The organism is Rathayibacter sp. Leaf296 (assembly GCF_001423045.1).
GTDB lineage: Bacteria > Actinomycetota > Actinomycetes > Actinomycetales > Microbacteriaceae > Rathayibacter > Rathayibacter caricis.
On sequence record NZ_LMNR01000001.1, the window covers coordinates 879878 to 904229 of the forward strand.

Genomic DNA, 24352 nt, shown 5'->3' on the forward strand with positions numbered 1-24352 from the left:
CCGCCTCCGGCGCCGTGCTGATCGATCCTGCCGCGCACGGCGGCCACCGCGAGACCGACCTCGCCATGCTGGCGCTCTTCGGCGCCCCTCACCTCGACGAGATCCTCCGGGGCTACGACGAGGCGCACGCTCTCGCCGACGGCTGGCGGGAGCGCGTCCCGCTGCACCAGCTGCACCCGCTCGCGGTGCACGCCGCCGGCCACGGACCCTCCTACGGTCGCGCCCTCGCCGAGGCGGCGGCCCGGGTGCTCGCCCTCTAGCGCCCCACCGTTCGTCCAGCCCCGCCCGCCACACTGGCTCGGCGCGGATCGCCGCGCCCTCGAACAAGGAGCAGTCATGGTGGATCTCGGGAAGCTCGGACGTCAGGCAGCGGAGCTGCTGAAGAGCCAGAAGGCGCAGGAGGCGCTGCGCAGCGAGAAGGCGGAGCGCGTCTCCGACCAGGTGCTCGAGAAGACGGGCGACATCGCCAGCAGGCTCACCAAGGGCAAGTACGACGAGCGCATCGAGGACCTCAAGCGCCAGGCCGACAAGCGCCTCGGCAACGAGTAGCGGCCCCTCCTGGCTCGTTCTGCACCCTCCCGTCAAGCGGGTGCAGAGCGGACGGAGCCCGGCCTAGGGTCGGGCCGATGGCTGAGACGCGTGCGCAGAGACTCCGCAGGACCGATTCGAGCAGTCGCGGGTACACCCGCGTCCGGGCCGGCTCCGGATTCAGCTACCGCGACCCGAAGGGCGTGACGGTCACCGACCCCGAGCTCCGGGCCCGCTTCGACGCCCTGGGCATCCCGCCGGCGTGGAAGGACGTCTGGATCGCGCCGTACCCCAACGGGCACATCCAGGCGATGGGCGTCGATGCGGCCGGCCGTCGGCAGTACATCTACCACCCGACCTGGCGCGAGCAGAAGGACCGGATCAAGTTCGACCGCGCACTCCGTCTGGCAGAGTCGCTGCCGAGTGCGCGCCGCGCGGTGACGATGGACCTGCGTCGCGACGGCTACGGCCGCGAGCGCGCTCTCGCGACGGCGTTCCGGATGCTCGACACGGGATCCCTGCGCGTGGGGAGCGAGCGCTACGCCAAGGAGCACGGGAGCATCGGCCTCTCGACGCTGCTGTGCTCGCACGCGACGACCCACGGCGATCGCGTCGCCCTCGCCTTCCCGGGCAAAAGCCATCAGGCCTGGACCAGCGAGATCCTCGATCACGACCTGGCGAGCGTCGTGCGCTCGCTGAAGCGCCGCGGCCCGAACGCCCGCCTTCTCGCGTGGAAGGACGGACGGGAGTGGCGGCCGCTGTCGGCTTTCGAGATCAACGACTACGTCCGGGAGAAGGCGGGCGACGACTTCACCGCCAAGGACTTCCGCACTCTCCACGGCACGGTCGCCGCCGCGCTCAGCCTCGCGCGCACGGGACCGAAGCCGACGCAGCGGGCCCGGAACTCGGCCATCGCGCAGGCCATGCGCGACGCCTCCGAGGTGCTCGGCAACACCCCGACGGTCGCGCGCGCCAGCTACGTCGACCCGCGGGTCCTCGACCACTACCGCGCCGGTGAGACGATCGACCCGGCCCGTCCGAACTCCGCCGAGACGACCCTCCGCGCCCTGCTCTACGAATGAGGCGCCGCCCCGGAATCCCGGGCGAGGAGGGGTCCCCGATCCGCGACACGCCCGGGTTGCACGGGTGCCCGTTCTGTGGGAGACTCTTCTAGTTCAAAATTTCCGCCGAAGCAGCGTGCTGCGACCGGTGGAACACTGCCAGGCAGTGCCGAGACGGCACCGCTGAGGCTCGACCCGAGAGGGCGGCCCAGCCGGTGCGACGTCGAGGCGGCGGGTAGCAGAACGAAACAACCGACAACTCAACGGGCTCTCCGTGCGTCGTGCGTTCTGCACGTCGCTGGAGCGCCCCGAGCGCGGTGCTTTTGACAGAAGAACACTGGTGCACTCCCCGGTTCCCCGGAGTTCCTTCGCGAGCGCGTCCAATGCGACGCGGGCCCACGGGTCCGCAGCGTACGACGCAATAACAAGAGAGTGAGAGATCACACATGGCGGGACAGAAGATCCGCATCCGACTGAAGTCGTACGACCACGAGGTCATCGACACGTCGGCGCGCAAGATCGTCGACACGGTCACCCGTGCCGGAGCAACGGTCGTCGGCCCCGTGCCGCTTCCGACGGAGAAGAACGTGGTCTGCGTGATCCGTTCTCCCCACAAGTACAAGGACAGCCGCGAGCACTTCGAGATGCGCACCCACAAGCGCCTCATCGACATCATCGACCCGACGCCTAAGGCCGTCGACTCGCTGATGCGCCTCGACCTCCCGGCCGACGTCAACATCGAGATCAAGCTCTAAGGGGAGGGGTAACACATGTCTGTCGCCACCAAGACCTCCAAGGGCCTCCTCGGCACCAAGCTCGGCATGACCCAGGTCTGGGACGCCGAGAACAAGCTCGTCCCGGTCACCGTCATCGAGATCAGCCCGAACGTCGTGACCCAGATCCGCACCGAGGCGAAGGACGGCTACTCGGCCGTCCAGATCGCCGCCGGAGCGATCGACCCGCGCAAGGTGAACAAGCCCGCGGCCGGTCACTTCGACGCCGCGGGAGTCACCCCCCGCCGCCACCTCACCGAGGTCCGCACCGCCGACGCCGCCGAGTACTCGGCCGGCCAGGAGCTGACCGTCGACGCCGTCTTCGAAGCCGGCACCAAGGTCGACGTCGTCGGCACCAGCAAGGGCAAGGGCTTCGCCGGTGTCATGAAGCGTCACAACTTCAAGGGCGTCTCGGCTTCGCACGGTTCGCACCGCAACCACCGCAAGCCCGGCTCCATCGGAGCCTCCTCGACCCCCAGCCGTGTCTTCAAGGGCATGCGCATGGCCGGTCGCATGGGTGGCGAGCGCGTCACCGTGCTCAACCTCAAGGTGCACTCCGTCGACGCCGAGAAGGGCCTGCTGCTCGTCAAGGGCGCCGTCCCCGGAGCGCGCGGTCGCCTCGTGTTCGTTCGCAACGCCGTGAAGGGAGCGTAGTTCCATGGCTACCTCTATCGACATCCTCGACGTCAAGGGCCAGAAGGCGAGCTCGTTCGAGCTCCCCGCCGAGCTCTTCGACGTGCAGACCAACATCCCCCTCATCCACCAGGTCGTCGTGGCCCAGCTCGCCGCGGCGCGCCAGGGAACCCACAAGACGAAGAACCGTGGCGAGGTCTCCGGAGCCGGTCGCAAGCCGTTCAAGCAGAAGGGAACCGGTCGCGCTCGTCAGGGCTCGATCCGCGCCCCGCACATGACCGGTGGTGGCGTCGTCCACGGACCGACCCCCCGCAGCTACGCGCAGCGCACCCCCAAGAAGATGATCGCCGCAGCCCTGCTCGGTGCTCTCTCCGACCGCGCCCGCGGCGGCCGCATCCACGCGGTCGAGTCCCTCGCCCTCGGCGAGACCCCGAAGACCAAGGACGTCCTCGTCCTGCTCGACGCCCTGTCGGTGTCGCGCAACGTCCTCGTGGTCCTCGAGCGCGACGACTTCATCGCCGAGCTGTCCCTCCGCAACGTGCCGTTCGTGCACATCCTGCCGTTCGACCAGCTCAACGCGTACGACGTGCTCGTCTCGGACGACATCGTCTTCTCGCAGGCTGCTCTCGAGGGCTTCGTCGCCCTCAAGACCGGCGCCGAGTCCAAGAAGGAAGAGGTGAACGCATGAGCCAGTCCGCCGCGTTCAACAAGGACCCCCGCGACGTGATCATCTCCCCGGTGGTCTCCGAGAAGTCCTACGGCCTGATCGACCAGGGCAAGTACACCTTCGTGGTGGACCCCCGCTCGAACAAGACCGAGATCAAGCTCGCCATCGAGAAGATCTTCGGAGTCGAGGTCGCGTCGATCAACACGCTGAACCGCCAGGGCAAGACCCGTCGGACCAAGTTCGGCACCGGCAAGCGCAAGGACACCAAGCGCGCGATCGTGACGCTGAAGTCCGGCTCCATCGACATCTTCACGAACGTCGGCTGAGCCGAAGAAGCGTAGAGGAAACAGACAATGGCTATTCGTAAGTACAAGCCCACGACCCCTGGTCGCCGCGGCTCCAGCGTTGCCGACTTCGCCGAGATCACCCGCTCGACGCCCGAGAAGTCGCTCCTTCGCCCGCTGTCCAAGACCGGTGGCCGCAACAACTCCGGCCGCATCACGACGCGTCACATCGGTGGTGGCCACAAGCGCCAGTACCGTCTGATCGACTTCCGTCGCAACGACAAGGACGGCGTCAACGCCAAGGTCGCTCACATCGAGTACGACCCCAACCGCACCGCGCGCATCGCGCTGCTCCACTTCGTGGACGGCACCAAGCGCTACATCCTGGCCCCGAACAAGCTCTCTCAGGGCGACATCGTGGAGTCGGGCGCCGGCGCCGACATCAAGCCCGGCAACAACCTGCCGCTGCGCAACATCCCGACCGGTACGGTCATCCACGCCATCGAGATCAAGCCCGGTGGGGGAGCGAAGCTCGCCCGCTCGGCCGGCACCTCGGTCCGCCTCGTCGCCAAGGACGGCCCCTACGCGCAGCTCCGCCTGCCGTCGGGCGAGATCCGCAACGTCGACGCGCGCTGCCGCGCCACGATCGGCGAGGTCGGCAACGCCGAGCAGTCGAACATCAACTGGGGCAAGGCCGGCCGCATGCGCTGGAAGGGCGTCCGCCCGACCGTCCGCGGTGTCGCGATGAACCCGGTCGACCACCCGCACGGTGGTGGAGAGGGCAAGACCTCCGGTGGACGCCACCCGGTCAGCCCCTGGGGACAGTCCGAGGGACGCACCCGTCGCCCCAACAAGGAGAGCGACAAGCTCATCGTCCGCCGCCGCACCGCCGGTAAGAAGCGCAAGTAGGAGTTGTAGAAGATGCCTCGCAGTCTCAAGAAGGGCCCCTTCGTTGACGACCACCTGCTCCGCAAGGTGTTCACGGCCAACGAAGCCGGCAACAAGAACGTCATCAAGACCTGGTCGCGCCGTTCGATGATCATCCCGGCGATGCTGGGCCACACCATCGCGGTCCACGACGGTCGCAAGCACATCCCCGTGTTCGTGACCGAGACCATGGTCGGCCACAAGCTCGGCGAGTTCGCCCCCACTCGGACCTTCCGCGGTCACGAGAAGGACGACAAGAAGGGCCGTCGCCGCTAAGCGGCGACGAGAAGGAGGAGAGAAATGGTGGAGTCGATCGCACGCGTGCGACACATCCGCGTCACCCCCCAGAAGGCTCGCCGTGTCGTGAACCTGATCCGCGGCAAGCAGGCTCAGGAGGCACTGGCCATCCTGAAGTTCGCGCCGCAGGGCGCGTCCGAGCCCGTCTACAAGCTCGTCGCCTCGGCGATGGCGAACGCTCGCGTCAAGGCCGATGCCTCGAACGAGTACCTCGACGACCAGGACCTGTTCGTGTCCCGCGCCTTCGTCGATGAGGGAACCACCCTCAAGCGATTCCAGCCCCGTGCTCAGGGTCGTGCCTTCCGCATCAACAAGCGCACCAGCCACATCACCGTCGTGCTGGCCACTCCTGAGGAGGGGACCAAGTAATGGGTCAGAAAGTAAACCCCTACGGTTTCCGTCTGGGAATCACCACCGACCACGTGTCGCGCTGGTTCTCCGACAGCACCAAGAAGGGCCAGCGGTACAGCGACTACCTCGCCGAGGACGTCAAGATCCGCCGCCTGCTCGCCACGCAGCTCGACCGTGCGGGCGTCGCCCGCATCGAGATCGAGCGCACCCGTGACCGCGTCCGCGTCGACATCCACACCGCCCGTCCGGGCATCGTGATCGGTCGTCGCGGCGCCGAGGCCGAGCGCATCCGCGCCGACCTCGAGAAGCTCACCGGCAAGCAGATCCAGCTCAACATCCTCGAGGTCAAGAACCCCGAGGCCGAGGCCCAGCTCGTCGCGCAGGGCATCGCCGAGCAGCTCTCCGCCCGCGTGGCCTTCCGCCGCGCGATGCGCAAGGGTCTGCAGGGCGCGCAGCGCGCCGGCGCCAAGGGCGTCCGCATCCAGGTCTCCGGCCGCCTCGGCGGCGCCGAGATGAGCCGCTCGGAGTTCTACCGCGAAGGCCGTGTGCCCCTGCACACCCTCCGCGCGAACATCGACTACGGCTTCTACGAGGCCAAGACCACCTTCGGCCGCATCGGCGTGAAGGTCTGGATCTACAAGGGCGACATCACGAACAAGGAGCTCGCGCGGGAGCAGGCGAACAGCAAGTCGTCGCGCCCCGAGCGCAGCGACCGACCGCGTCGCGCCCCCCGCCAGCAGGGCGAGGCGCCCGTCGCAGCAGGAGTTGAGGCATAACCATGTTGATTCCCCGTCGAGTCAAGCACCGCAAGCAGCACCACCCCGGCCGCTCGGGCCAGGCCACCGGTGGCACGAAGGTGTCGTTCGGTGACTTCGGTATCCAGGCGCTCACCCCGGCTTATGTGACCAACCGTCAGATCGAGTCCGCTCGTATCGCCATGACGCGTCACATCAAGCGCGGTGGAAAGGTGTGGATCAACATCTACCCCGACCGCCCGCTGACCAAGAAGCCCGCCGAGACCCGCATGGGTTCCGGTAAGGGCTCGCCCGAGTGGTGGGTCGCCAACGTCAAGCCGGGTCGGGTCCTCTTCGAGGTCGCCGGCGTCGAGGAGAAGCTCGCTCGCGAAGCTATGACTCGTGCCATCCACAAGCTGCCCCTGAAGGCACGCATCATCAAGCGCGAGGAGGGAGACGCGTAATGGCGATCGGATCCAAGGAGCTCGCCCCCGCCGAGCTCGACACCTTCGAGGACGAGCGTCTCGTCACCGAGCTGAAGAAGGCCAAGGAGGAGCTGTTCAACCTCCGCTTCCAGTCGGCCACCGGACAGCTCGACACCAACGGCCGCCTGCGTGCCGTCAAGCGCGACATCGCCCGCATCTACACGGTCATCCGTGAGCGCGAGCTGGGCATCCGCGCCACCCCTGCACCCGTCGAGGCCCCGGCCAAGGCGGAGAAGAAGCCGAAGACCACCAAGAAGGCCGCCAAGGCCGAGGTCGCGGCGACCGAGTCGAATGAGGAGGCCAAGTAATGGCAACGGCCAACGAGACCGCCGGCCACGAGTCGGCCGCCCACGACGTCAAGGAGGCGGGCACTCGCGGATACCGCAAGACCCGCCGCGGATACGTCACCAGCGACAAGATGGACAAGACCGTCGTCGTCGAGGTCGAGGACCGCGTGAAGCACCCGCTCTACGGCAAGGTCATCCGCCGCACGTCCAAGGTGAAGGCTCACGACGAGCTCAACTCCGCGGGCATCGGCGACCTCGTCGTCATCAGCGAGACCCGTCCCCTCAGCGCCACGAAGCGCTGGCGCCTGGTCGAGATCCTCGAGAAGGCCAAGTAGGCCGCGGCCTACTTGAGTTAGCAGGAGAGAGACATGCTTCAGCAAGAATCCCGAGTGAAGGTCGCCGACAACACCGGCGCCAAGGAACTCCTCACGATCCGCGTTCTCGGTGGCTCCGGCCGCCGCTACGCCGGTCTCGGTGACATCATCGTCGCCACCGTCAAGGACGCGATCCCCGGTGGCAACGTCAAGAAGGGCGACGTCGTCAAGGCGGTCATCGTCCGCACCGTCAAGCAGACCCGTCGTCCCGACGGTTCGTACATCAAGTTCGACGAGAACGCCGCCGTCATCCTCAAGAACGACGGGGACCCCCGCGGCACCCGCATCTTCGGACCGGTCGGTCGCGAGCTCCGCGACAAGAAGTTCATGAAGATCGTCTCGCTGGCACCGGAGGTTATCTAGTCATGGCCAAGATCAAGAAGGGTGACCTCGTCCAGGTCATCTCGGGCGCTACCCAGGCCCGCGGCGGAGACCGCGGCAAGCAGGGCAAGGTTCTCGAGGTCCTGGTCGAGAAGAACCGCGTCGTCGTCGAGGGCGTGAACTTCGTCAAGAAGCACGTCCGCGTCGGCCAGACGCAGCGCGGCTCCAAGGAGGGTGGCATCGAGACCGTCGAGGCCTCGATCCACATCTCGAACATCGCGCTCGTCGACCCGAAGACCAAGAAGCCGACCCGGGTCGGGCACCGCAACGTGTCCGTCACCAAGGACGGCGTGACCAAGACCGTTCGCGTTCGCTACGCGAAGGCGTCGGGTGAGGAACTCTGATGACTGACACCACCGCAGCGGCTGCGAAGGTTCAGCCGCGGCTCAAGGCCAAGTACCAGGCCGACATCGTCCCGGCGCTCAAGGAGCAGTTCGGCTTCGGCAACATCCACCAGGTCCCCGGCCTGGTCAAGGTCGTCGTGAACACCGGCGTCGGCGAGGCCGCCCGCGACGGCAAGATCATCGACGGAGCGATCAAGGACCTCACGGCCATCACCGGTCAGAAGCCCCAGGTCACGAAGGCCCGCAAGTCCATCGCTCAGTTCAAGCTGCGCGAGGGCCAGGCCATCGGTGCTCACGTCACGCTCCGCGGCGACCGCGCCTGGGAGTTCCTGGACCGCCTGGTCACGGTGGCGCTGCCGCGCATCCGCGACTTCCGCGGTCTGTCGGACCGCCAGTTCGACGGCAACGGCAACTACACCTTCGGCATCACGGAGCAGTCGATCTTCCACGAGATCGACCAGGACCGCATCGACCGGGTCCGCGGCTTCGACGTGACCGTCGTGACCACCGCGAAGACCGACGACGAGGGTCGCGCGCTGCTCAAGCAGCTCGGGTTCCCGTTCAAGTCGGCGGACAACGCGTAGTAAGAACCTCCGAGGTCGGAGGGTGGTGAGAACCGCCCTCCGACCTCGTTGCACGTCCGCGTGCAGCGAGGCGCCGCACTCCGCGAGGAGTCGCGGCGAGAATCGGCCCTCGACCGCCGGCCCCGCGCCATGTAGCATGGCTCGTTGGCCTGCGTTCGCGCGGCCGCATGGGCGTCGACGTCGTCGGCGCCGTCCCACACCACAGGTCGTCACTCTTGTAAAGGGTGCCGAAACCAGGCGAGAAAGGCACCATCAGCCATGACCATGACTGATCCGGTCGCAGATCTGCTGACCAGAATCCGTAACGCGAACTCCGCGCACCACGACTCCATCACCCTCCCGGGCTCGAAGCTCAAGGCGCACATCGCCGAGATCCTCAAGCTCGAGGGCTACATCGCCGACTGGAAGGTCGAGGAGGCGCGCGTCGGCACGACGCTCTCCATCTCCCTCAAGTACGGCCCGAACCGCGAGCGCTCGATCGCCGGCATCAAGCGCGTCTCGAAGCCGGGACTGCGCGTCTACGCGAAGTCCACCGAGATCCCGACCGTCCTCGGCGGCCTCGGCGTCGCCATCCTGTCCACCTCGAGCGGTCTGCTGACCGACCGCCAGGCCGAGAAGAAGGGCGTGGGTGGGGAAGTCCTCGCCTACGTGTGGTAACCCCTCATGTCGCGTATTGGAAGACTCCCCATCGAGATCCCGGCGGGCGTCGACGTCTCCGTCGCCGGATCCGTCGTGACCGTCAAGGGCCCCAAGGGCGAGCTGACCGTCCCGGTCGCCAGCCCCATCCAGGTCTCCGTCGAGAACAGCCAGGTGCTGGTCTCGCGTCCCGATGACGAGCGCGAGTCGCGCTCGCTCCACGGCCTCACCCGGACGCTCATCGCGAACGACATCATCGGTGTCACGCAGGGCTACTCCAAGGGCCTCGAGGTCGTCGGAACCGGATACCGCGTCGTCGCCAAGGGCTCGGACATCGAGTTCGCGCTCGGCTTCTCGCACCCGGTCGTCGTCACTCCGCCTGCGGGCATCTCGTTCACGGTCGAGGGCAACAACAAGCTCACCGTGCACGGCATCTCGAAGCAGGCCGTCGGTGAGGTGGCCGCCAACATTCGTAAGATCCGCAAGCCCGAGCCCTACAAGGGCAAGGGCGTGCGCTACGCCGGCGAGGTCGTTCGCCGCAAGGCCGGAAAGAGCGGTAAGTAATCATGGGTCTCGGAACCAGAGGAAAGAGCAAGTCCGCCGCTCGCGGTCGTCGTCACGACCGCCTGCGCAAGAAGGTCATCGGATCCGCCGAGCGCCCCCGCCTCGTCGTCAACCGCTCGGCCCGCCACGTCTTCGTGCAGATCGTCGACGACGCGCAGGGTCGTACCCTCGCGTCGGCGTCCACGCTCGAGGCCGACCTGCGCGTGTTCGACGGTGACAAGACCGCCAAGGCCCGCAAGGTCGGCGAGCTCGTCGCCGAGCGCGCCAAGAACGCCGGTGTCGAGGCGGTCGTCTTCGACCGCGGAGGCAACAAGTACGCCGGTCGCGTCGCCGCGATCGCCGATGGAGCACGAGAGGCAGGGCTCAACCTGTGAGCGCCGCAGAGAACAAGGAACCCGAGGTCGCCGCCGTGTCGGAGGCCCCCGTCGAGACCGCTGCGTCCACGCAGCCGCAGCAGGAGGCTCGCGAGCCCCGCCGCGGCGGCCGCGACCGCAACCAGGGTGGCCGCGACCGCGGTGGCCGTGACGCCGAGAAGAGCCAGTTCCTCGAGCGCGTCGTGACCATCAACCGCGTGTCGAAGGTCGTCAAGGGCGGTCGTCGCTTCAGCTTCACCGCTCTCGTCGTCGTCGGCGACGGCAACGGACTGGTGGGCGTCGGCTACGGCAAGGCCCGCGAGGTCCCGACCGCCATCTCCAAGGGCGTCGAGGAGGCGAAGAAGAACTTCTTCCGCGTCCCGCGCGTCGGCTCGACCATCCCCCACCCCGTCCAGGGTGAGGCCGCGGCAGGTGTGGTGCTCCTGCGCCCCGCCGCCGCCGGTACCGGTGTCATCGCCGGTGGTCCCGTCCGCGCCGTGCTCGAGTGCGCCGGCATCCACGACGTCCTGAGCAAGTCGCTCGGCTCGTCGAACACCATCAACATCGTCCACGCGACCGTCGAGGCTCTTCAGCAGCTCGAGGAGCCGCGCGCCGTTGCCGCCCGTCGTGGTCTCGACTTCGACCAGGTCGCTCCGGCCCGTCTCGTCCGTGCCGAGGCCGATGCCCTCGCCGCCGCGTCCAGCGCGAAGGCAGGCAAGTGATGGCCCAGCTCAAGGTGACCCAGATCAAGTCGAAGATCAGCGAGAAGCAGTACCAGCGCGACACGCTGCGCTCGCTCGGTCTCAGGAAGATCGGTCAGAGCGTCGTCCGCGAGGACAACTCTCAGAACCGCGGATACGTGAAGACCGTCGCCCACCTGGTGAAGGTCGAGGAGATTGACTAATGGCTGACAAGAACCAGGCCGTCGCGACGGAGTCCACGACTCCCGCGAAGACCTCCACGAAGGGCGCGGCCGCGGCCGACGCTCCGGCGACCAAGGAGCACGTGCTCAAGGTCCACCACCTGCGTCCCGCCACGGGAGCCAAGAAGGCCAAGACCCGCGTCGGTCGCGGTGAGGGCTCGAAGGGCAAGACCGCCGGTCGCGGCACCAAGGGCACCAAGGCCCGCTACACGGTGCGCATCGGCTTCGAGGGTGGGCAGATGCCGCTGCACATGCGCACCCCGAAGCTGCGCGGGTTCAAGAACCCGTTCCGCGTCGAGTACCAGGTCGTGAACCTGTCGGCTCTCGCCGACCTCTACCCTCAGGGCGGTGACGTCACCATCAGCGACCTCGTCGCGAAGGGTGCCGTTCGCAAGAACGAGAAGGTCAAGGTTCTCGGCGACGGGGACATTGCGGTTAAGCTGAACGTCGCGGTCGACAAGGTCTCCAGCTCTGCCGAGCAGAAGATCGTCGCTGCGGGCGGATCCATCAAGTAGCACCAGCAGCTTGTCGGTCGAGCTTGTCACGCCGACTCCCTCCGGGGAGCGCGTGGCAAGCTCGACCTGTATCCCGCACCAAGAACTGAGCAGGAGACCTTAGGTAGTGTTTGGCGCAATCGCGCGGATCTTCCGCACCCCCGACCTCCGCCGCAAGATCGGCTTCACTCTCGCGATCGTGGCGATCTTCCGGCTGGGATCCTTCATCCCTGCTCCGTTCGTCAGTTTCAGCGCCGTGCAGGCCTGTCTCGCCGGCAACCAGGGGACCTCCGGTCTCTACGAGCTCGTGAACCTCTTCAGCGGTGGAGCCCTGCTCCAGCTGTCGATCTTCGCGCTCGGCATCATGCCGTACATCACGGCCTCGATCATCGTGCAGCTGCTGCGCGTGGTGATCCCTCACTTCGAGACCCTCTACAAGGAGGGCCAGTCCGGCCAGGGCCGCCTGACGCAGTACACGCGCTACCTGACGATCGCGCTCGGTGTCCTGCAGTCGACCACCCTGATCACGGTCGCCCGCTCCGGCGCCCTGTTCGGATCGTCCGGCGTGCCCGAGTGCTCGCAGCTGATCACGACCGACGCCTGGTACTCGATCCTGCTCATGGTCATCACCATGACCGCCGGCACCGGCATCATCATGTGGATGGGCGAGCTCATCACCGAGCGCGGCATCGGCAACGGCATGTCGCTGCTGATCTTCACCTCGATCGCCGCCCAGTTCCCGACCTCGCTCTGGTCGATCGCGCAGTCGCGCGGTTTCGAGACCTTCCTCCTCGTCCTCGGCGTGGGCCTGCTCCTCGTCGTCGCCGTCGTCTTCGTCGAGCAGTCTCAGCGCCGCGTCCCGGTGCAGTACGCCAAGCGGATGGTGGGTCGTCGCACATACGGCGGCAACAACACGTACATCCCGATCAAGGTGAACATGGCCGGCGTCGTCCCCGTCATCTTCGCGTCGTCGCTGCTGTACCTGCCCGCGCTGATCGCGCAGTTCAACCAGCCCGCAGCGGGCCAGGAGGCACCCGCGTGGGTGACCTGGATCACCAACTACCTCACGCAGGGCGACCACCCGCTCTACATGGCGCTCTACTTCCTCCTGATCGTCGGCTTCACGTACTTCTACGTCGCGATCACGTTCAACCCGGACGAGGTCGCCGACAACATGAAGCGCTACGGCGGGTTCATCCCAGGCATCCGCGCCGGTCGCCCCACGGCCGAGTACCTGAACTACGTGCTCACCCGCGTGACGCTGCCCGGCTCGATCTACCTCGGTCTGATCGCGCTCGTGCCGCTCGTCGCCCTGGCGCTCGTCGGCGCGAACCAGAACTTCCCGTTCGGCGGCACGTCGATCCTGATCATCGTCGGAGTCGGGCTGGAGACCGTGAAGCAGATCGACTCGCAGCTGCAGCAGCGCCACTACGAAGGGCTCCTCCGATGACCTCGACCCCGGTGGTGGGCTTCCGTCTCCTGCTGATCGGCCCTCCCGGCGCCGGCAAGGGGACCCAGGCCTCGCGGCTCTCCGAGATCCTGAGCGTCCCGGCGATCTCGACGGGCGACATCTTCCGGATGAACGTCGCGAACGAGACCGAGCTGGGCCTCCAGGCGAAGGCGTTCCTCGACGCGGGTCGCTACGTCCCGGATGAACTGACGAACGCGATCGTGCACGACCGGCTCCAAGAGGCCGACGTCTCGACGGGCTTCCTGCTCGACGGCTACCCGCGCACCACGGAGCAGGTCGACGAGCTCGACCGCATCCTCGCCGCCGACGGCAACAGCCTCGACGCGGTGGTGCAGCTCACGGCCGATCCGGACGAGGTCGTCTCGCGCCTCCTCAAGCGCTCGCACGAGCAGGGGCGCAGCGACGACACGGAGGACGTCATCCGTCGCCGTCTCGCGCTCTACGAGGAGCAGACGGCGCCTCTGATCGACGTCTACGCCGGACGCGGACTCGTCGTGATCGTCGACGGCCTCGGGCCGGTCGAGGAGGTCACCGACCGCATCGTCGTCGCGCTCGAGGGCCACCGGGTGGGTCGTCTGGTCGACGACCCGTCGGCCGCCTGACGCCGTGGGATTCCGCTCCTCCCTGTACAAGACGCCCGCCCAGCTGCGATCGATGATCGCTCCGGGGCTCGCGACCGCCGCCTCTCTCGACGCGGTGCGGGCCGCCATCCGTCCCGGGATCACGACGCTCGAGCTCGATACCGTCGCCGAAGCGGCGATCGTCGCGCTCGGCGGGCACTCGAACTTCAAGCTCGTGCCGGGCTACCGGCACACGGTCTGCGCCTCGGTCAACGAGGAGGTCGTGCACGGCATCCCCGGCGGCCGAGTGCTGGCTCCCGGCGACATCGTCTCGATCGACAGCGGCGCCGAGATCGACGGCTGGAACGGCGACTCGGCGATGACGCTGGTGCTGCCCGACGCGTCGCGTCCCGACGAGGTCGCGGCCCGTGAGGAGCTCTCTCGGGTGACCGAGGGCTCCCTCTGGCGCGGGATCGCGGCCCTCTCCTCCGCACGGCACCTGAACGAGGTCGGTGCGGCGATCGAGGAGTACATCGAGGACGAGGCCGAGAAGTCGGGACGCGTCTACGGGATCCTCACCGACTACATCGGCCACGGGATCGGCCGCACGATGCACGAGGCTCCGCCCGTCTTCAACTACCGGGTGCGCCAGCGCGGGCCCGAGGTGAAGCCCGGACTCGTCGTCGCGATCGAGCCGATGGTCACGGCCGGGAGCGCCGAGACGTCGGTCCTCGAGGACGAGTGGACCGTGGCGACCGTCGACGGAAGCATGGCGGCGCACTGGGAGCACTCGGTGGCGGTCCACCGCGACGGGATCTGGGTGACGACGCTCGCCGACGGGGGAGCGGCCGGGCTCGCTCCGTACGGGATCGTGCCGACGCCGATCGCCTGAGTCTCTAGGTCGATTGCGCCGCCACAGAGCGCCGACCCGATGACGGTCCGCGTGGCGGCGGCGCTGCGCGGTGACCGGATCGGGTGGGGTGCCTCATCACGGCTCCCTCCCGAGCGCCTGCGGCGCTCCCGCCAGACCCGAGCCAGGAGCCGCGACGAGGCACCCCACCCGCTCCTCGAGTTCAGGAGGGGATCCTTCTTCTGGAGGGAAAGCCGGAGCCGATCCTGTCTCGAGCCCGATCCCCTCCGGCCAGCGGAGGGGGGTCAGCTGTCGAAGACGCGGACGAGTTCCTCGATGAAGGCGCCGAAGTCGGTGGAGCGGCGGATGAGCCGCTGCACCTCGGCCCGCTCAGAGAAGACCTCGACGAACTGGTCGAAGACCGACTGGAAAGTGCTGCGTCCGGCCGATGCAAACGCGATCATGGCGATGACATTCACCCGCTGCTCGCCCCACTGCATGGGCACGTCGTTGACGACGATGGCGATCGAGGTGCGCCGCGCGCTCATCGCCATGGCGTGCGGCACGGCGAGGTTGTCGGTGAAGGCCGTGGAGCTCATCCGCTCGCGCTCGATCGCGCCCTCGACGTAGGCGTCGTCGATGATGCCCTGCTCGGTCATCCGCTCGCCGAGGAGGCGGATCATCGCCGACTCGTCGCGCGCGTGCAGATTGCGGAAGAAGAGCGACTCGTCGAAGAACTGCAGCAGCTCGTCCTTGATCTGCGCCCGACGGCGATGGCGGCGGACGCGCGCGATCGCCCGGCGCACCGCCTCCACGTCGTGATCGGTCAAGAACGGCTGCACCACGACGACGTCGTCGGCGTAGGGGCGCTCGTCGATCGTGGTGATCACGAGGTCGGCGGTCAGGCGGTCCCAGTCGACGTCGCTCCGGGTGATCAGGGACCGCACCTCCACCTCGGTGCCCAGCGAGCGCTCGACGCGGAGCCGCAGCATGTGCGCGAGGTCGTAGTAGTTGGGGCAGACGATGACGCAGGACAGCCGCTCCTCGCGCCGCGACACCCGCTCGAGGAACGAGCCGACGTGCAGGGCGATGTACGCGATCTCGTCCTCGTTCACGAGGATCCCGCGGCGGCGCTGGAGCCCCGAGGCGAGGAAGACGGCGATCTCGTACGTCATCGGGAAGCTGGTCTTGATCGAGCGGGTCAGCGGGTTGCGGGAGTAGCCGCCCTCGGACGCGCGGGCGATCAGGTTCCGTACGTGCAGGGCCAGGCGCACGATGAAGCCCTCGTCGTCGAGGTCGACGAGGTACTCGCGGTTGACGTCGGCGACCAGCGCGCGGACGACCGCGAGGTCCTCCGGGTCCACGTAGTTCTCGACGACGGCGGCCACCGGCTCGTTCTGGCCGGGGGTCGCGACGCGGGTGGTCATCAGGATCGCGAGCTGCGCGAGCTCCGCGTCGGTCAGCCGCGTGGCGAAGTGGCGCTCGACGAGGTCGGCGAGGAGTGCCGCCAGCTCTCCGTGCCGACCGGGGGAGGGGCGGGAGCCGGAGGCGTCCCCGATGCCGCGGGAGACCCGGTCGACCGCGATCGCGATGTGCAGCAGCACGCTGTTCACGCCGTAGTCGTTGATGTAGTAGCCGCGCTCCTCGAGCGCTGCGAGCAGCTCGGTCTTGAACGCGCCGAGGCCGGGGGAGGCGAACTCGCGCTGGACGTCGTCGAGGGTGAAGACCCCCTGGGCGCTCTCGTCGCGGAACATCCGCGAGATGAGGCGGCGCCGGGCCTCCTCGCTGCCCTCGAGGCGGACGGAGGATCCGCTGCGGGCGAGGGCGAGGCCGGCCTCGTCGGCCAGGGACTTCACCCGGCGGAGGTCCGCCTCGACCGTCGACTCGCTGACCGAGAGGTCGTCGGCGAGGGCGAACAGGTCGAGGCCGTCGTCGGAGTCGACGAGCCGCCGGACGACGGCGTAGAGCCGGTCACGGGGGGTGTCGGGCTCGGTGTCGCGGGTGCGCTGCGCCTCCAGGAACGCGGCGTAGACGTCGCGGGCGAGGCGGTAGCCGTTCGCGGACGACTCGACGGGCTCGAGCGGTGCGGCCTGCGTCTTGACGGCGGTGACGTAGCTGCGGACGCTGCGGGTCGTCACTCCCAGCCGGTCGGCGAGCTCGTGCGCCGTCACCCAGCCGTCCGCGCGGGAGAGGTACTCCAGCAGGCGTTCGCGGTTGTCAGGCATGCAGGGGGCTCCAGGCGCGAAGGGGGATCTCGGAGAGCGCTTCCGCCCCGCCGCGGGCCCGCTCGTCGCGAGGTCGGCGAGTCGTCGGTCCTCGCAGTCAACCATCTGCGGGGCGGCCCGGGAAATCCCCGCGCCGACGCCGTGGAAGCGCTCTTCCGGCCCTGCGGAAGAATCTCTGCTGGAGCGCTCCGCCCCCGTCCGGGGATGATTCACTGAAGTACGACACGGGCGCGAGGAGGCGGATCACGTGCGGAAGATCCTGATCGTCTGCGGTGCGGGAGCGTCGAGCACGTTCCTGGCGCACCGCTTGCGAGCGGGCGCGAAGGAGCGCGGCATGGACGCCTCGTTCCGGTCGGAGACCCTCACCGGTCTCGCGGACTCCCTCCCGGAGGCCGACGTCCTCCTGGTGGGTCCGCACCTCGAGTCGCAGTTCGACGGACTCCGCCGGCGCGCGGAGCGAGTCGGAGCCGCGGCCGCCCTCCTCCCGCACGACGTCTTCGGAGTGCACGGTGCCGACACCGTGCTCGACACCCTTCCCGTCCTCTTCGCCGCTCGCGCGGTCGGAGCGGCCGCGGACGGGGATCCCTCCGTCCGACCGGCACCGGGCGCCGAGCCCGACACCGGCCACCACTGACGCAGCCACCGCTGCAGATCCCAAGGAGAAACGTTCATGGTCGAGCGCACTGTTCAGGTCGCATCGTCGAAGGGCCTTCACGCCCGCCCCGCCTCGCTCTTCAGCCAGGCCGCGGCGAAGTCGGGGCAGAAGGTCCTCGTGAAGAAGGGCGACGCGACCGCGGTCAACGCCGCGTCGATCCTCGGGATCATCTCCCTCGGCATCGAGCACGGGGACGACCTCGTCCTCTCCGTCGAGGGCGACAACGAGCAGGCCGTCCTCGACGAGCTGGCCACGTTCTTGACGACGGACCACGACGCCTAGGTCCCCCCAGCAACCCCACTCGATCACCCCCGCTCTCTCACCGACGAGAGCACGACAGGAACCGAGCACTCATGACGCTGTCCACTCCCCAGACCGCCTACGCCTCCGCGAAGCTCCAGGGCACCGGAGTCGGCCGCGGGCTCGCCCTCGGGCCGGTCCTGCGCATGCCCGAGCCGCTGCCCGAGCCGGAGGACGTCGCGAGCACCCGCACGCCGGTGCAGGAGGAGGAGCGCGCCGTGTCGTCGCTGTCCGCGACCGCCGCGACCATCCGCCACCGCGGTGAGCGCGCCGGCGGGTCGGCGAAGGACGTGCTCGACGCGCAGGCGCTGATGGCGGAGGACCCGTCGCTCGCCGACGACGTCAAGGCGCGCATCGCCAACGGCAAGACCGCGGAGCGCGCCGTGCACGAAGCCTTCGCGGGCTTCCGCGATCTGCTCGTCGCGATGGGCGGCTACATGGCCGAGCGGGCGACCGACCTCGACGACGTCTCGCAGCGGGTGGTGGCGCACCTGCGCGGAGTGGCCGCCCCCGGCGTGCCCGAGTCGGACGAGCCCTTCGTGCTCGTCGCCCGCGACCTCGCACCGGCCGACACCGCTCTGCTGGATCTCGACAAGGTCCTCGGACTCGTCACGAGCGACGGCGGCCCCACCTCGCACACCGCGATCCTCGCCCGCGAGAAGTCGATCACCGCCATCGTGGGCACCACCGGTGCCCTCGACCTGCGCGACGGCCAGCTCGTGATCCTCGACGCGACCACCGGAGTCGTCACGGTGAACCCCTCGGACGCCGAGATCACCGAGGCGAAGACCGCGATCACGGAGCGCGCCGAGCGCCTCGCCGCTCCCGTCGTCCCCGGCGCGCTGGCCGACGGCCACGCCGTGCCGCTGCTCGCCAACCTCGGCTCGGCCGACGGCGCGCAGGGAGCGGTCGAGCTCGGCGCCGAGGGCGTGGGCCTGTTCCGCACCGAGTTCCTCTTCCTCGACGCCAAGGAGGCGCCGACCGTCGCCGACCAGGCCGAGCAGTACACCCGTCTGCTCGCCGCGTTCCCCGGCAAGAAGGTCGTCGTCCGCGCCCTGGACGCCGGCGCTGACAAGCCGCTGAGCTTCCTCAACGACGACCACGAGGAGAACCCCGCCCTGGGTCTCCGCGGACTGCGCGCGCTCCGAGCCAGCGAGCAGATCCTCCGCGACCAGCTCACCGCTCTCGCGCAGGCCGACGCCGCGACCGACGCCGACCTCTGGGTCATGGCGCCGATGGTCGCGACAGTCGACGAGACGCGCTACTTCACCTCGATGGCCCGGGAGCTCGGGATCCGCACCGCGGGCGTGATGGTGGAGGTCCCCTCCTCCGCCCTGCTCGCCGACCGGATCCTCGGAGTCGCGGACTTCGCCTCCATCGGCACCAACGACCTCACCCAGTACACGCTGGCCGCCGACCGGATGCTGGGCACCGTCTCGGCCTACCAGGACCCGTGGCACCCGGCCGTCCTCCGCCTCGTCGGCGAGGTCGGGCGCGCAGGGGCCGCACTGGGCAAGCCCGTCGGCATCTGCGGCGAGGCCGCCGCCGACCCCCTGCTCGCCGTGGTCCTCGTGGGCCTCGGCGCGACGACCCTCTCGATGTCGCCGTCGGCCCTCGCCGACGTGCGCGCCGAGCTGGCCGAGCACACGCTCGAGGACGCGAAGCGGTTCGCCGAGCTCGCCCTCGCGACGGACAGCGCCGCCGCGGCGCGGTCCGCCGTCACCGAGGCGATCGCCGCCTCCTGATCCCCGGCCTCCTGGCCGCCCGCCACGCACCACCTCCCCCTCGCACCACCCCCCTCATCACGACCCGCCCGCAGGGACCAGGCCGCCTCAGGAACGACCGGGACCCCGCACCAAGAATCGGAGAACACCACATGACAACGACGTCAGCGACGTCGACGCGCGGTGGAGCGCGCGTCCACGTCCAGCGTTTCGGCACCTTCCTCTCGGGGATGGTCATGCCGAACATCGCGGCCTTCATCGCCTGGGGCTTCATCACGGCCCTCTTCATCGAGACCGGATGGCTCCCGCTGCTCGGTGTCGACGCCACCTGGGTCCAGCAGTTCGGCGGCTGGAGCAGCGACCCCGACGTCGTGAACACCGGCCTCGTCGGCCCGATGATCACCTACCTCCTCCCGTTGCTCATCGCGAACACCGGTGGCCGCATGGTCTACGGAGCCCGAGGCGGAGTCGTCGGCACCATCGCGACCATGGGCGTCATCGTCGGCGCCGGCATCCCGATGTTCATCGGCGCCATGATCATGGGCCCGCTCTCGGCGTGGCTCATGAAGAAGGTCGACTCGATCTGGGACGGGAAGATCAAGCCCGGCTTCGAGATGCTGGTCAACAACTTCTCGGCCGGGATCCTCGGCCTGATCCTCGCGCTCGCGGCCTTCGCCGGTGTCGCTCCGCTGGTCGTCGGCTTCTCGACCGCCCTCGGCGCCGGAGTCGAGTGGCTGGTGAACGCGGGCCTGCTCCCGCTGACGAGCATCTTCATCGAGCCCGCCAAGATCCTGTTCCTCAACAACGCGATCAACCACGGCATCCTGACCCCGCTCGGCCTCCAGCAGGCCGACGAGACCGGCAAGTCGTTCCTGTTCCTCCTCGAGGCGAACCCCGGCCCCGGCCTGGGCGTCCTGCTCGCGTTCTCGATCTTCGGAGTCGGCGCCGCGCGCGCCTCCGCTCCCGGTGCGGCGGTCATCCACTTCATCGGCGGCATCCACGAGATCTACTTCCCCTACGTGCTGATGAAGCCGGCCCTGCTCGCCGCGGTCATCCTCGGCGGCATGACCGGAGTCGCGACCAACGTCGCCTTCAACTCCGGACTGCGCGGCCCGGCCTCGCCCGGCTCGATCATCGCCGTGCTCCTGCAGACCGCGAACGACAGCTTCGTGGGCGTGATCCTCTCGGTCATCCTCGCGACCGCCGTCTCGTTCGCCGTCGCCTCGGTCATCATCCGGGCCGGCCGCAAGACCGACCTCGCCGCAGCGCAGGAGGGTGACGACAAGCTCGCCGCCGCCGTCGCCGCGAACGAGGCCAACAAGGGCAAGGAGAGCGCCGTCGGCTCGCTCATCAACGCCCGCGGCGCGAACACGCCGCAGGACTCCAGCGGCGCCTCCGTCGCGGGAGCCACGGCCACCGCGACCCAGGTCCGCACCATCGTGTTCGCCTGCGACGCCGGGATGGGATCGTCCGCCATGGGCGCCTCCGTCCTGCGCAACAAGATGAAGAAGGCGGGCTTCGAGGACGTCACGGTCACCAACAAGGCGATCGCGGCCCTCGAGGACGACGTCGACCTGGTCATCACCCAGGCCGAGCTCACCGAGCGCGCCCGCCAGCGCACGCCCGGCGCGATCCACGTCTCCGTCGACAACTTCATCAACAGCCCGAAGTACGACGAGGTCGTCTCCCTGGTCCGCGAGCAGCACGGCCAGTAGCCCGAGCGGCCATCCAGTAAGCACGACGAGGGAGTCCGTAGGGTGCGACGAGGCGGACACGCTCCGCTCGCCCCTGCGGGCTCCCTCGCCTGTTCCCACCATCGGAAGGACTGAAGCCATGAGCGAAGTGCTCACCATCGGACAGATCAACGCCTCCGGCACCGCCACCACGAAGGAGGCCGCCATCAAGGAGGCCGCCGACATGCTCGTGGGAGTCGGCGCGGTGACGCCCGCCTACCACGAGGCCATGCTCGCCCGCGAGGCGACCGTCTCCACCTACATGGGCAACCTGCTCGCCATCCCGCACGGCACCAACGACGCGAAGGACGAGATCCGCTCCTCCGCGCTGTCGTTCGTCCGCTACGGCCAGCCGATCGACTGGGACGGCAACGAGGTCCGCTTCGTCGTCGGCATCGCCGGCGTGAACAACGAGCACCTCGAGATCCTCTCGAAGATCGCCATCATCTTCTCGGAGGAGGACGAGGTGCAGAAGCTCCTCGACGCCCCCGACGCGCAGGCGCTCTACGGGCTCCTCGGGGAGGTCAACTCCTGATGCCCAAGGCCGTCCACTTCGGCGCCGGCAACATCGGCCGCGGCTTCGTCGGGCTGATCCTGCACGGGGCCGGCTACGAGATCGTCTTCGCCGACGTCAACGCCGCCCTGATCGACCAGCTCGCCGCCGCCGACAGCTACGAGGTGCACGAGGTGGGAGAGGAGTCGGTCACGCACGTGGTCGACCGCTTCCGCGCGATCAACTCGGCCTCCGACGAGGAGGCGCTGGTGCGCGAGATCGCGACGGCCGACGTCGTCACGACCGCGGTCGGCCCGAACATCCTGCGCTTCGTCGCCCCGGTGATCGCGAAGGGCCTCGCCGCCCGAGCGGAGTCGGCGCCGCGGCTGAGCGTGATGGCCTGCGAGAACGCGATCAACGCGACCCGTCTGCTGCAGACCGAGGTCGCCGCCAACCTCGGGGCGGACGACTGGGAGCGCCTGCGCTCCCGTGCGGTCTTCGCCGACACGGCCGTCGACCGCATCGTCCCGAACCAGGAGCCGGGGCAGGGCCTGGACGTCACGGTCGAGAGCTTCTTCGAGTGGGTCATCGATCGCACGCCCTTCGAGGGCGGCGAGCCGGAGCTCCCGGGAGCGACCTACGTCGACGACCTCGAGCCCTTCATCGAGCGCAAGCTCTTCACGGTCAACACCGGGCACGCGACGGCGGCCTACGTCGGCTTCGCCGCCGGCGCGCACAAGCTCTCGGACGCCCTCGCGATCCCGGAGGTGCACGACGCGGTGAAGGCGGCGCTGGAGGACACGAAGGCGCTCATCGTCGCGAAGCACGGCTTCAGCGACGAGGAGCAGCAGGCGTACCTCGAGAAGACGCTCAAGCGCTTCGGCAACCCGTACCTGACGGACACCGTCGACCGGGTCGGCCGCCAGCCGCTGCGCAAGCTCTCGAGGCACGAGCGCTTCATCGGCCCGGCCGCCGAGCTCGCCGAGCGCGGGCTGGTCCCGTCGGGACTGCTCACCGCCGTCGGAGCCGCACTGCGCTTCGACGTGCCGGAGGATCCGCAGAGCGTGGAGCTGCGCGAGAAGCTCGCGTCGCTGTCGCCGGAGGAGTTCGTCGCCGACGTGACCGGACTCGCTCCCGAGCACCCGCTGTTCCCGCGGCTGGTCGAGGTCGTGTGCGCCTAGCGCGCTTCCGCCGGGACTCCGCGAGTCCCGCACCCGCGGACGGGATCCCCTGCCACGGCGGGGGATCTCGTCCGTTCGCGGGCCGCGCGGGTCAGAAGAGGCGCCAGCGCGTGAGCGGCCACGCGACCGCGAAGACGCGCCCGACGACCCGCTCGACGGGCACCGTCTTGACGCACGAGTCGATCGGCCCGGGAGCCCCGCGGCACAGCCCCAGGGAGTCGTTCGAGTTCGAGCGGTGATCGCCCAGGACGAAGAGCGTCCCCTCGGGCACCGTGTACTCGTCGAAGCACCGCGTCGACCGGACCTCGCTCGTGCAGGTCGTGCCGTCGCCGAACGGGAAGTCCTCGAACACGTAGTCCTCGTCGAGCGGCTCCCCGTCGACCAGCACGCGCCCCTCGGCGTCGCAGCAGGACACGGTCTGCCCGCCGGTGGCGATCACGCGCTTCACGAGGAACTCCTCGTGCGACGGACCGATGCTGGTGACGTCGCCGAAGTACTGCACGGCCTCCGACAGCGGGCTGCCGACGACGTCGGTGGCACCCCACTCCTCGTCGCGCGAGAAGACGACGATGCGACCGGTCGTCGGGTCGCCCTGCAGCGCCGCCGTACGGTCCACCAGGATCCGGTCGCCCCAGAAGCCCCCGCCCTGCAGAGTGCGCTCCATCGAGCCGGTCGGCACGGTGTACACCTTCACGAAGAAGGTCTGGACCAGTGCGATGACGACGATCGCGCCCAGCACCGTCACCAGGGGATGCGAGTACCAGCGCCGCCGCTCGTGCTCCGACGACTCCCGATTGCGGGCCATCCGCGCTCCCTCCGCTCGACTGCAGTCAGCCTAGGCGGCGGGTCGGCGGTGTCCGGCTGAGGCGCGTACCGCCGGGCATCGGGAGGAGGGGGGCCGCGACACGCCCGAGGTGGCGGAGGAGGCCGGAATCGCGTAGCATCGACCCTTGGTGTTTTGCGCGTGCTCCGGCACGCCCGCACACCGCATCCCGGGCACTCGCCCGGGGGAGGTTCGTCGCGGAAACATTCGCACGACCAGTACACACACTACTTCCGAACGACAGTGAGGCTATGGCCAAAAAAGACGGTGTCATCGAAATCGAAGGTGCGGTTGTCGAGGCGCTCCCCAACGCGATGTTCCGCGTGGAGCTGACCAACGGACACAAAGTTCTCGCCCACATCTCGGGCAAGATGCGTCAGCACTACATCCGGATCCTCCCCGAGGACCGCGTGATCGTGGAGCTGAGCCCTTACGACCTGACCCGCGGCCGGATCGTCTACCGCTACAAGTAGGCGTTCGCCCCGCTCCGTTCGCGACGTGCGTGTCCTGTAAGGAACGGCCCCGGCATCCGCCGGGAGCACGACGCCAGCGAAATCAAGGAACAGAACCATGAAGGTCAACCCCAGCGTCAAGCGCATCTGCGACCACTGCAAGATCATCCGCCGCCACGGCAACGTGATGGTCATCTGCAGCAGCA

36 protein-coding genes are annotated in these 24352 nt (G+C 68.7%); 34 read left to right on the top strand and 2 right to left on the bottom strand.

Going from position 1 to position 24352, the window contains the following annotated elements; genetic code table 11:
- The 26 genes from ASF46_RS19680 to map form a co-directional block, all read left to right on the top strand.
- On the top strand, positions 1-260 hold a 260-nt coding region (locus ASF46_RS19680; RefSeq protein WP_235576848.1), incomplete at its 5' end, for a fructosamine kinase family protein.
- Between the two features lie 76 nt (positions 261-336).
- Complete coding sequence (locus ASF46_RS03950) at positions 337-549, top strand: Rv0909 family putative TA system antitoxin (RefSeq protein ID WP_055787055.1); 213 nt, start codon at positions 337-339, stop codon at positions 547-549.
- 77 nt (positions 550-626) lie between these two features.
- Positions 627-1610 carry a DNA topoisomerase IB gene (locus ASF46_RS03955; protein ID WP_056866500.1) on the top strand — a complete coding sequence of 328 codons (984 nt, stop codon included), beginning with the start codon at positions 627-629 and terminating at the stop codon, positions 1608-1610.
- A gap of 425 nt (positions 1611-2035) precedes the next feature.
- On the top strand, positions 2036-2344 hold the full coding sequence (rpsJ, locus tag ASF46_RS03960) for a 30S ribosomal protein S10 (RefSeq protein WP_005050520.1): 309 nt from the start codon (positions 2036-2038) through the stop codon (positions 2342-2344).
- Between the two features lie 15 nt (positions 2345-2359).
- Entirely contained in the window at positions 2360-3016 is a 657-nt protein-coding gene (gene rplC / locus ASF46_RS03965) for a 50S ribosomal protein L3 (RefSeq protein ID WP_055787062.1), read from the top strand.
- 4 nt (positions 3017-3020) lie between these two features.
- Positions 3021-3683: a 50S ribosomal protein L4 gene (gene rplD, locus ASF46_RS03970; protein WP_055787067.1), complete on the top strand. Its 663-nt coding sequence runs from the start codon at positions 3021-3023 to the stop codon at positions 3681-3683.
- Positions 3680-3988 carry a 50S ribosomal protein L23 gene (gene rplW, locus ASF46_RS03975; RefSeq protein ID WP_055787071.1) on the top strand — a complete coding sequence of 103 codons (309 nt, stop codon included), beginning with the start codon at positions 3680-3682 and terminating at the stop codon, positions 3986-3988. Before rplD ends, rplW begins: the two co-directional genes overlap by 4 nt.
- Positions 3989-4015: 27 nt before the next feature.
- Positions 4016-4855 (top strand): 50S ribosomal protein L2, encoded by an 840-nt coding sequence (rplB, locus tag ASF46_RS03980; RefSeq protein WP_055787074.1) that lies wholly within the window; start codon positions 4016-4018, stop codon positions 4853-4855.
- 12 nt (positions 4856-4867) lie between these two features.
- The gene (gene rpsS / locus ASF46_RS03985) at positions 4868-5149 is read left to right on the top strand and encodes a 30S ribosomal protein S19 (protein WP_055787078.1); all 282 of its coding nucleotides are present in this window, start codon (positions 4868-4870) and stop codon (positions 5147-5149) included.
- A gap of 24 nt (positions 5150-5173) precedes the next feature.
- Positions 5174-5539, top strand: coding sequence for a 50S ribosomal protein L22 (gene rplV / locus ASF46_RS03990; RefSeq protein ID WP_082480979.1), 366 nt, complete (start codon positions 5174-5176; stop codon positions 5537-5539).
- On the top strand, positions 5539-6297 hold the full coding sequence (gene rpsC, locus ASF46_RS03995) for a 30S ribosomal protein S3 (protein WP_055787081.1): 759 nt from the start codon (positions 5539-5541) through the stop codon (positions 6295-6297). Before rplV ends, rpsC begins: the two co-directional genes overlap by 1 nt.
- A gap of 2 nt (positions 6298-6299) precedes the next feature.
- Positions 6300-6719: a 50S ribosomal protein L16 gene (gene rplP / locus ASF46_RS04000; RefSeq protein WP_055787085.1), complete on the top strand. Its 420-nt coding sequence runs from the start codon at positions 6300-6302 to the stop codon at positions 6717-6719.
- Complete coding sequence (gene rpmC / locus ASF46_RS04005) at positions 6719-7048, top strand: 50S ribosomal protein L29 (RefSeq protein ID WP_055787089.1); 330 nt, start codon at positions 6719-6721, stop codon at positions 7046-7048. The genes rplP and rpmC overlap by 1 nt, the downstream gene beginning before the upstream one ends.
- On the top strand, positions 7048-7362 hold the full coding sequence (gene rpsQ / locus ASF46_RS04010) for a 30S ribosomal protein S17 (RefSeq protein ID WP_055787092.1): 315 nt from the start codon (positions 7048-7050) through the stop codon (positions 7360-7362). The genes rpmC and rpsQ overlap by 1 nt, the downstream gene beginning before the upstream one ends.
- A 33-nt stretch (positions 7363-7395) precedes the next feature.
- Positions 7396-7764 carry a 50S ribosomal protein L14 gene (rplN, locus tag ASF46_RS04015; RefSeq protein WP_055787095.1) on the top strand — a complete coding sequence of 123 codons (369 nt, stop codon included), beginning with the start codon at positions 7396-7398 and terminating at the stop codon, positions 7762-7764.
- Positions 7765-7766: 2 nt separating this feature from the next.
- Positions 7767-8126, top strand: a complete 360-nt coding sequence (gene rplX / locus ASF46_RS04020) for a 50S ribosomal protein L24 (RefSeq protein ID WP_055787101.1) — start codon at positions 7767-7769, stop codon at positions 8124-8126.
- Positions 8126-8710: a 50S ribosomal protein L5 gene (gene rplE, locus ASF46_RS04025; RefSeq protein ID WP_055787105.1), complete on the top strand. Its 585-nt coding sequence runs from the start codon at positions 8126-8128 to the stop codon at positions 8708-8710. The genes rplX and rplE overlap by 1 nt, the downstream gene beginning before the upstream one ends.
- A 258-nt stretch (positions 8711-8968) precedes the next feature.
- On the top strand, positions 8969-9367 hold the full coding sequence (rpsH, locus tag ASF46_RS04030; RefSeq protein WP_055787108.1) for a 30S ribosomal protein S8: 399 nt from the start codon (positions 8969-8971) through the stop codon (positions 9365-9367).
- A gap of 6 nt (positions 9368-9373) precedes the next feature.
- The gene (gene rplF / locus ASF46_RS04035) at positions 9374-9910 is read left to right on the top strand and encodes a 50S ribosomal protein L6 (protein WP_055787111.1); all 537 of its coding nucleotides are present in this window, start codon (positions 9374-9376) and stop codon (positions 9908-9910) included.
- Between the two features lie 2 nt (positions 9911-9912).
- The gene (gene rplR, locus ASF46_RS04040) at positions 9913-10284 is read left to right on the top strand and encodes a 50S ribosomal protein L18 (protein WP_056866501.1); all 372 of its coding nucleotides are present in this window, start codon (positions 9913-9915) and stop codon (positions 10282-10284) included.
- The gene (gene rpsE / locus ASF46_RS04045) at positions 10281-10985 is read left to right on the top strand and encodes a 30S ribosomal protein S5 (protein ID WP_055787117.1); all 705 of its coding nucleotides are present in this window, start codon (positions 10281-10283) and stop codon (positions 10983-10985) included. The genes rplR and rpsE overlap by 4 nt, the downstream gene beginning before the upstream one ends.
- The gene (rpmD, locus tag ASF46_RS04050; RefSeq protein ID WP_077221985.1) at positions 10985-11167 is read left to right on the top strand and encodes a 50S ribosomal protein L30; all 183 of its coding nucleotides are present in this window, start codon (positions 10985-10987) and stop codon (positions 11165-11167) included. The genes rpsE and rpmD overlap by 1 nt, the downstream gene beginning before the upstream one ends.
- Complete coding sequence (gene rplO, locus ASF46_RS04055) at positions 11167-11700, top strand: 50S ribosomal protein L15 (RefSeq protein ID WP_082480980.1); 534 nt, start codon at positions 11167-11169, stop codon at positions 11698-11700. The genes rpmD and rplO overlap by 1 nt, the downstream gene beginning before the upstream one ends.
- Before the next feature lie 106 nt (positions 11701-11806).
- Positions 11807-13129, top strand: a complete 1323-nt coding sequence (secY, locus tag ASF46_RS04060) for a preprotein translocase subunit SecY (protein ID WP_055787123.1) — start codon at positions 11807-11809, stop codon at positions 13127-13129.
- Positions 13126-13752 (top strand): adenylate kinase, encoded by a 627-nt coding sequence (locus tag ASF46_RS04065; RefSeq protein ID WP_055787128.1) that lies wholly within the window; start codon positions 13126-13128, stop codon positions 13750-13752. The genes secY and ASF46_RS04065 overlap by 4 nt, the downstream gene beginning before the upstream one ends.
- Positions 13753-13756: 4 nt before the next feature.
- Positions 13757-14602 (top strand): type I methionyl aminopeptidase, encoded by an 846-nt coding sequence (map, locus tag ASF46_RS04070; protein WP_082485228.1) that lies wholly within the window; start codon positions 13757-13759, stop codon positions 14600-14602.
- 263 nt (positions 14603-14865) lie between these two features.
- Here map and ASF46_RS04075 read toward each other — a convergent pair whose 3' ends face one another.
- Positions 14866-16785: a BglG family transcription antiterminator gene (locus tag ASF46_RS04075; RefSeq protein ID WP_056866502.1), complete on the bottom strand. Its 1920-nt coding sequence runs from the start codon at positions 16783-16785 to the stop codon at positions 14866-14868.
- Between the two features lie 247 nt (positions 16786-17032).
- Between ASF46_RS04075 and ASF46_RS04080 the strand changes: the two genes are divergently transcribed.
- From ASF46_RS04080 to ASF46_RS04105, 6 genes are all read left to right on the top strand, one after another.
- Positions 17033-17419 (top strand): PTS sugar transporter subunit IIB, encoded by a 387-nt coding sequence (locus ASF46_RS04080; protein WP_056866503.1) that lies wholly within the window; start codon positions 17033-17035, stop codon positions 17417-17419.
- A 36-nt stretch (positions 17420-17455) separates the two neighbouring features.
- The gene (locus tag ASF46_RS04085) at positions 17456-17722 is read left to right on the top strand and encodes an HPr family phosphocarrier protein (protein ID WP_056866504.1); all 267 of its coding nucleotides are present in this window, start codon (positions 17456-17458) and stop codon (positions 17720-17722) included.
- 71 nt (positions 17723-17793) lie between these two features.
- Complete coding sequence (gene ptsP / locus ASF46_RS04090; RefSeq protein ID WP_082485230.1) at positions 17794-19485, top strand: phosphoenolpyruvate--protein phosphotransferase; 1692 nt, start codon at positions 17794-17796, stop codon at positions 19483-19485.
- A gap of 131 nt (positions 19486-19616) precedes the next feature.
- On the top strand, positions 19617-21179 hold the full coding sequence (locus tag ASF46_RS04095) for a PTS mannitol transporter subunit IICB (protein WP_056866505.1): 1563 nt from the start codon (positions 19617-19619) through the stop codon (positions 21177-21179).
- Between the two features lie 118 nt (positions 21180-21297).
- A complete protein-coding gene (locus ASF46_RS04100) occupies positions 21298-21732 on the top strand; it encodes a PTS sugar transporter subunit IIA (RefSeq protein ID WP_055787145.1) in 435 nt (144 codons plus the stop codon).
- Complete coding sequence (locus ASF46_RS04105) at positions 21732-22871, top strand: mannitol-1-phosphate 5-dehydrogenase (protein ID WP_056866506.1); 1140 nt, start codon at positions 21732-21734, stop codon at positions 22869-22871. The genes ASF46_RS04100 and ASF46_RS04105 overlap by 1 nt, the downstream gene beginning before the upstream one ends.
- Positions 22872-22962: 91 nt before the next feature.
- On the opposite strand, the gene lepB is transcribed toward ASF46_RS04105, so the two are convergent.
- Complete coding sequence (lepB, locus tag ASF46_RS04110; protein ID WP_056866507.1) at positions 22963-23676, bottom strand: signal peptidase I; 714 nt, start codon at positions 23674-23676, stop codon at positions 22963-22965.
- Positions 23677-23945: 269 nt separating this feature from the next.
- On the opposite strand from lepB, the gene infA reads away from it, so the two are divergent.
- Together infA and rpmJ are read left to right on the top strand one after the other, a co-directional pair.
- A complete protein-coding gene (infA, locus tag ASF46_RS18735) occupies positions 23946-24167 on the top strand; it encodes a translation initiation factor IF-1 (RefSeq protein WP_022883252.1) in 222 nt (73 codons plus the stop codon).
- Between the two features lie 97 nt (positions 24168-24264).
- On the top strand, positions 24265-24352 hold an 88-nt coding region (rpmJ, locus tag ASF46_RS18740), incomplete at its 3' end, for a 50S ribosomal protein L36 (protein WP_082485232.1).

What these genes read in the sequence shown, in the direction of transcription:
- ASF46_RS03950 (WP_055787055.1), top strand. Translation starts at nt 337, where the DNA reads ATGGTGGATCTCGGGAAGCTCGGACGTCAGGCAGCGGAGCTGCTGAAG.
- ASF46_RS03955 (WP_056866500.1), top strand. Translation starts at nt 627, where the DNA reads ATGGCTGAGACGCGTGCGCAGAGACTCCGCAGGACCGATTCGAGCAGT.
- rpsJ (WP_005050520.1), top strand. Translation starts at nt 2,036, where the DNA reads ATGGCGGGACAGAAGATCCGCATCCGACTGAAGTCGTACGACCACGAG.
- rplC (WP_055787062.1), top strand. Translation starts at nt 2,360, where the DNA reads ATGTCTGTCGCCACCAAGACCTCCAAGGGCCTCCTCGGCACCAAGCTC.
- rplD (WP_055787067.1), top strand. Translation starts at nt 3,021, where the DNA reads ATGGCTACCTCTATCGACATCCTCGACGTCAAGGGCCAGAAGGCGAGC.
- rplW (WP_055787071.1), top strand. Translation starts at nt 3,680, where the DNA reads ATGAGCCAGTCCGCCGCGTTCAACAAGGACCCCCGCGACGTGATCATC.
- rplB (WP_055787074.1), top strand. Translation starts at nt 4,016, where the DNA reads ATGGCTATTCGTAAGTACAAGCCCACGACCCCTGGTCGCCGCGGCTCC.
- rpsS (WP_055787078.1), top strand. Translation starts at nt 4,868, where the DNA reads ATGCCTCGCAGTCTCAAGAAGGGCCCCTTCGTTGACGACCACCTGCTC.
- rplV (WP_082480979.1), top strand. Translation starts at nt 5,174, where the DNA reads ATGGTGGAGTCGATCGCACGCGTGCGACACATCCGCGTCACCCCCCAG.
- rpsC (WP_055787081.1), top strand. Translation starts at nt 5,539, where the DNA reads ATGGGTCAGAAAGTAAACCCCTACGGTTTCCGTCTGGGAATCACCACC.
- rplP (WP_055787085.1), top strand. Translation starts at nt 6,300, where the DNA reads ATGTTGATTCCCCGTCGAGTCAAGCACCGCAAGCAGCACCACCCCGGC.
- rpmC (WP_055787089.1), top strand. Translation starts at nt 6,719, where the DNA reads ATGGCGATCGGATCCAAGGAGCTCGCCCCCGCCGAGCTCGACACCTTC.
- rpsQ (WP_055787092.1), top strand. Translation starts at nt 7,048, where the DNA reads ATGGCAACGGCCAACGAGACCGCCGGCCACGAGTCGGCCGCCCACGAC.
- rplN (WP_055787095.1), top strand. Translation starts at nt 7,396, where the DNA reads ATGCTTCAGCAAGAATCCCGAGTGAAGGTCGCCGACAACACCGGCGCC.
- rplX (WP_055787101.1), top strand. Translation starts at nt 7,767, where the DNA reads ATGGCCAAGATCAAGAAGGGTGACCTCGTCCAGGTCATCTCGGGCGCT.
- rplE (WP_055787105.1), top strand. Translation starts at nt 8,126, where the DNA reads ATGACTGACACCACCGCAGCGGCTGCGAAGGTTCAGCCGCGGCTCAAG.
- rpsH (WP_055787108.1), top strand. Translation starts at nt 8,969, where the DNA reads ATGACCATGACTGATCCGGTCGCAGATCTGCTGACCAGAATCCGTAAC.
- rplF (WP_055787111.1), top strand. Translation starts at nt 9,374, where the DNA reads ATGTCGCGTATTGGAAGACTCCCCATCGAGATCCCGGCGGGCGTCGAC.
- rplR (WP_056866501.1), top strand. Translation starts at nt 9,913, where the DNA reads ATGGGTCTCGGAACCAGAGGAAAGAGCAAGTCCGCCGCTCGCGGTCGT.
- rpmD (WP_077221985.1), top strand. Translation starts at nt 10,985, where the DNA reads ATGGCCCAGCTCAAGGTGACCCAGATCAAGTCGAAGATCAGCGAGAAG.
- rplO (WP_082480980.1), top strand. Translation starts at nt 11,167, where the DNA reads ATGGCTGACAAGAACCAGGCCGTCGCGACGGAGTCCACGACTCCCGCG.
- ASF46_RS04065 (WP_055787128.1), top strand. Translation starts at nt 13,126, where the DNA reads ATGACCTCGACCCCGGTGGTGGGCTTCCGTCTCCTGCTGATCGGCCCT.
- ASF46_RS04075 (WP_056866502.1), bottom strand. Translation starts at nt 16,785, where the DNA reads ATGCCTGACAACCGCGAACGCCTGCTGGAGTACCTCTCCCGCGCGGAC.
- ASF46_RS04085 (WP_056866504.1), top strand. Translation starts at nt 17,456, where the DNA reads ATGGTCGAGCGCACTGTTCAGGTCGCATCGTCGAAGGGCCTTCACGCC.
- ptsP (WP_082485230.1), top strand. Translation starts at nt 17,794, where the DNA reads ATGACGCTGTCCACTCCCCAGACCGCCTACGCCTCCGCGAAGCTCCAG.
- ASF46_RS04095 (WP_056866505.1), top strand. Translation starts at nt 19,617, where the DNA reads ATGACAACGACGTCAGCGACGTCGACGCGCGGTGGAGCGCGCGTCCAC.
- ASF46_RS04100 (WP_055787145.1), top strand. Translation starts at nt 21,298, where the DNA reads ATGAGCGAAGTGCTCACCATCGGACAGATCAACGCCTCCGGCACCGCC.
- ASF46_RS04105 (WP_056866506.1), top strand. Translation starts at nt 21,732, where the DNA reads ATGCCCAAGGCCGTCCACTTCGGCGCCGGCAACATCGGCCGCGGCTTC.
- lepB (WP_056866507.1), bottom strand. Translation starts at nt 23,676, where the DNA reads ATGGCCCGCAATCGGGAGTCGTCGGAGCACGAGCGGCGGCGCTGGTAC.
- infA (WP_022883252.1), top strand. Translation starts at nt 23,946, where the DNA reads ATGGCCAAAAAAGACGGTGTCATCGAAATCGAAGGTGCGGTTGTCGAG.